A 3742-nucleotide genomic window follows, 5' to 3' on the forward strand; every position below is an offset into this window, starting at 1 on the left:
CAACTGCCAAGCAGATCATGATCGAGGCGGCCGAGGCCGGCTGCGCCATCATCCTGCCGGTCGACGGCGTCGTCGCCAGGGAGTTCAAGGCGGGCGCGGCCTGCGAGACCGTCGCCATCTCCGATGTGCCGGCCGACGGGATGATCCTCGATGTCGGCGCCAAAACCGTGACGACCATCGGCGAATGGATCGACCGCGCCGCGACACTGGTCTGGAACGGCCCGCTCGGCGCCTTCGAGATCGCGCCCTTCGACCATGCGACGGTGGCGGCGGCCAAGCATGCGGCGTCGCGCACCAAGGAAGGCAAGCTGGTCTCGGTCGCAGGCGGTGGCGATACGGTCGCGGCGCTCAACCACGCCGGCGTCGCCGACGACTTCACCTATGTCTCGACCGCAGGCGGCGCCTTCCTGGAGTGGATGGAAGGCAAGCCGCTGCCCGGCGTCGATGTGTTGAAGCGCTGAGGCTCCGAGGCGATCAACACTCGGAGAGCGAACAAGGCCGCCCGAGGCTTCAATCGATTCGAGCTTTCCGATGCCATTCCTTTGGCGGTAGACTTCCGTTAAGCGCGGAACAACCGTTTCAGGAGAAGCAACAATGAGCGAACGTCTCGAAGACATTGCCGCTGCGATCGTCGCCGATGGCAAGGGCCTGCTGGCCGCCGACGAAAGTTCCGGCACCATCAAGAAGCGCTTCGACGTCATCGGCGTCGAATCGACCGCCGACAGCCGCCGCGATTACCGCGAGATGATGTTCCGCACCAGGGAGGCGATGACCCGCTACATCTCCGGCGTCATCCTCTATGACGAGACGATCCGCCAGAAGGCCGCCGACGGCACGCCGCTGGTCGACATCATCAAGGCGGCCGGCGCCATCCCCGGCATCAAGGTCGATGCCGGCGCCAAGCCGCTGGCCAGGTTTCCCGGCGACACCGTCACCGAAGGCCTCGATGGCCTGCGCGAACGGCTTGCCGACTACTACAAGCTCGGCGCCCGCTTCGCCAAATGGCGCGCGGTAATCGACATCGATATCGCCAAGGGCGTCCCTTCGGCGACCTCGATCGGCTCCAATGCTCATGCGCTCGCCCGCTATGCCGCCCTCTGCCAGGAAGCCGGCATCGTGCCGATCGTCGAACCGGAGGTGCTGATGGACGGCGCCCACGACATCGACACTTGTTACGACATTTCGAAGGCAACGCTGATCAAGCTCTATGACGAGCTCCATGCGGCGCGCGTCGTGCTGGAAGGCACCATCCTGAAGCCCAACATGGTGCTGGCCGGCAGGAAATCGGGCAAGGTGAGCAGCCCCGAAGAAGTCGCCGAAAAGACCATAAAACTGTTCCGCGAGACAGTGCCGGCAGCGGTGCCGGGCATCGCCTTCCTTTCCGGCGGCCAGGAAGACGAAGAGGCGACCGCCAATCTCAACGCCATCAACGCCATCGGGCCGCACCCGTGGAAGCTGACCTTCTCCTATGGTCGCGCGCTGCAGGCCGCGCCACAGAAAGCCTGGAGCGGCAAAGCCTCGAACGTTGCCGCCGGCCAGGCCGCCTTCACCCATCGCGCCCACATGAACCATCTGGCAGCGCTCGGAAAATGGAAGGCGAGCCTGGAACAGGCCGCCTGATCACAGTCCTTTCTTCCTCCTTCGAACCCGGGCCGATGCGCCCGGGTTTTTTGTTTGTGACTTGCAGGGCTTGGGGCGGAGCCTCTCCGTCCTTATTTCCTCTCCGGCGATGTCGGGTTGCGCCCATCCCCAACGTCCTTGGGATGACATTCAGGGAGAGGTTCATGCATCGCAACAAGATCGTTTCGCGCGAAGACTGGTTCCAGGCGCACAAGGCACATCTGGCGCGCGAGAAGGAACTGACGCGGTTTCGCGAGCGGATCGCCGCGGAACGGCGTGAACTGCCCTGGCTGAAGATCAGGAAAGACTATGTCTTCGAGACCGAACAAGGGCCAAACAGACTGACCGACCTGTTTGGCACTAACAGCCAGCTGATCGTCTATCACTTCATGTTCGGGCCGGGCTGCACCCATCATTGCGAGGGCTGCTCATTCCTTGCCGACCATATCGACGGCGCCAATCAGCATCTACGGCATCACGACGTGTCGCTGGTCGTGGTTTCGCGCGCTCCCCTGGCGGAACTTCTGCCTTACAAGCAGCGCATGGGCTGGAAGTTCGACTGGGTGTCGTCCTATGTCTCGGATTTCAACTTCGACATGCAGGTCTCCTTCACCGACAAGCAGATCGCCGCCGGCTGCACCACCTACAATTTCGAGACCCGTCCACGGACATCGAAGGAGCTTCCCGGCACCAGCGTCTTCTACAGGGACGAGACCGGCGACATCTTCCTCACCTTCATGTCGCGCGCCCGCGGCGGCGAGGCGCAGATCGGCGCCTACGACTATCTCGACATGACGCCGAAGGGCCGCAACGAGAACGGCCCCTATCACGGCCTGATGGATTGGGTGCGGCTGCACGACGAATATCAGGGCAAGCAGGCGGGGCAGGCGAGTTGCTGCGATTGAAGATCGTTCCCGTCGGCCAAAACATTCGCTAAGGCTGCCGCTGATCGTTTAACGGTACTGCCATGCGCTTCCCGGCCCTACTCTCCTGGCTCGCCTTCCCGGTCTATATCTGGCAAGGCCTCGGCGTGCGACGCCGCACCACGCGCATGCTGCCGGCGCAAGGGCCGGTCATGCACGAAATATCAGGCGCAGCACCGGCAATCTCGCTTCTGGTGCTGGGCGATTCCTCCGCCGCTTCGGTCGGCATCGGCAATTCGGAAGACGGGCTTGCCGCGCAACTCGCCGTGCTGATTTCACAAAGCACCGGCCGCGCCGTGCGCTGGCGGGCGGCCGGCTTCAATTCGGCAACGTCCGGCCAGATCCGCGACCATGTGCTGCCCAATCTGTCGGCCGATCCGTGGACGCATATCGTGCTGGCCATCGGCACCAACGACACCAAGAATTTCCACTCCGTGCCGCGCTTCAAGAAGGAGTTCGGTGGCCTGCTCTACGGCCTGCGCGCCAAATGGCCGGAAGCGCGCGTGGTGTGGTCGCCGGTGCTGGAGTTCACGCGGGCGCCAGCCATGCCGCCGCTGCTCGGAAAGATCCTTGAGATCCGCGCCACCGACATGAACCGGATGGGCGAACGCCTTTGCCTGGAGCGCGGCGCGGTGCCGGCGCCGCGCCTGCCGATCACCAATCCGGAAGCCGGCTTTGCCTCGGACGGCTTTCACGCCTCGGAAGCAGGCTACCGGGCCTGGGCCGAGCATCTGGTCGGCCCGGTGCTTGGCCATTGAGCAGCGACGACAAGTGCGTCCTACGTCAAATGCCCGAGCACGGCCGCCAGTGAAATCGCGGCCATGGCGAGCAGTGCCAGCTTCCAGAAATCACCGCGTCGCTTGAGGCCTGGCCAGCCAAGCGGCTTGATCAGTTGAATGACCATGAAACCGGCGATGACAAGGGCGAGGAATTTCGTCATGCCGCCTTTGACCAGCAACGCGCCCGGCTGTCAAAGCACGTCGTTCATTGCCTGAGAAAGAACGGACGCCGGGATCCCGAACCGGAACGCGGCGCCCTTTGACCGGCAAACGATCTACTTCAGCGGCTTGAGGCCAGCCTCGATCGAAGCGCGCTTCGGTTCGAGGAATGGCGGCAGGGCGAGGCTTTCCCCCAGCGTTTCCAGCGGCTCGTCGGCGGTGAACCCCGGACCGTCGGTTGCGATCTCGAACAGGATGCCG

The 3742-nt window shown here is 63.8% G+C and carries 5 protein-coding genes and 1 pseudogene; 4 read left to right on the forward strand and 2 right to left on the reverse strand.

Annotated features, from left to right (window positions below):
• From pgk to EN884_RS29100, 4 genes are all read left to right on the forward strand, one after another.
• A partial coding sequence (pgk, locus tag EN884_RS29085) for a phosphoglycerate kinase (protein WP_128360887.1) occupies positions 1-461 on the forward strand: 461 nt, incomplete at its 5' end.
• A gap of 133 nt (positions 462-594) precedes the next feature.
• Complete coding sequence (locus EN884_RS29090) at positions 595-1620, forward strand: class I fructose-bisphosphate aldolase (RefSeq protein WP_024502995.1); 1026 nt, start codon at positions 595-597, stop codon at positions 1618-1620.
• 164 nt (positions 1621-1784) lie between these two features.
• The gene (locus tag EN884_RS29095; protein ID WP_063169157.1) at positions 1785-2525 is read left to right on the forward strand and encodes a thioredoxin family protein; all 741 of its coding nucleotides are present in this window, start codon (positions 1785-1787) and stop codon (positions 2523-2525) included.
• 62 nt (positions 2526-2587) lie between these two features.
• Positions 2588-3301 carry an SGNH/GDSL hydrolase family protein gene (locus EN884_RS29100; RefSeq protein ID WP_063169158.1) on the forward strand — a complete coding sequence of 238 codons (714 nt, stop codon included), beginning with the start codon at positions 2588-2590 and terminating at the stop codon, positions 3299-3301.
• A gap of 20 nt (positions 3302-3321) precedes the next feature.
• Here EN884_RS29100 and EN884_RS29105 read toward each other — a convergent pair whose 3' ends face one another.
• Together EN884_RS29105 and EN884_RS39845 are read right to left on the reverse strand one after the other, a co-directional pair.
• On the reverse strand, positions 3322-3501 hold the full coding sequence (locus tag EN884_RS29105) for a hypothetical protein (protein WP_032809263.1): 180 nt from the start codon (positions 3499-3501) through the stop codon (positions 3322-3324).
• Between the two features lie 96 nt (positions 3502-3597).
• A pseudogene (locus EN884_RS39845) lies at positions 3598-3742 on the reverse strand (ring-cleaving dioxygenase); the annotation flags it as partial.

The sequence above is a fragment of the Mesorhizobium sp. M7A.F.Ca.AU.001.01.1.1 genome (assembly GCF_004022735.1).
Taxonomy (GTDB): Bacteria; Pseudomonadota; Alphaproteobacteria; order Rhizobiales; family Rhizobiaceae; genus Mesorhizobium; species Mesorhizobium ciceri.

Bases quoted from the DNA above. Each gene is read 5' to 3' on its own strand.
- EN884_RS29090 (WP_024502995.1), top strand. From the start codon at position 595: ATGAGCGAACGTCTCGAAGACATTGCCGCTGCGATCGTCGCCGATGGC.
- EN884_RS29100 (WP_063169158.1), top strand. From the start codon at position 2,588: ATGCGCTTCCCGGCCCTACTCTCCTGGCTCGCCTTCCCGGTCTATATC.
- EN884_RS29095 (WP_063169157.1), top strand. From the start codon at position 1,785: ATGCATCGCAACAAGATCGTTTCGCGCGAAGACTGGTTCCAGGCGCAC.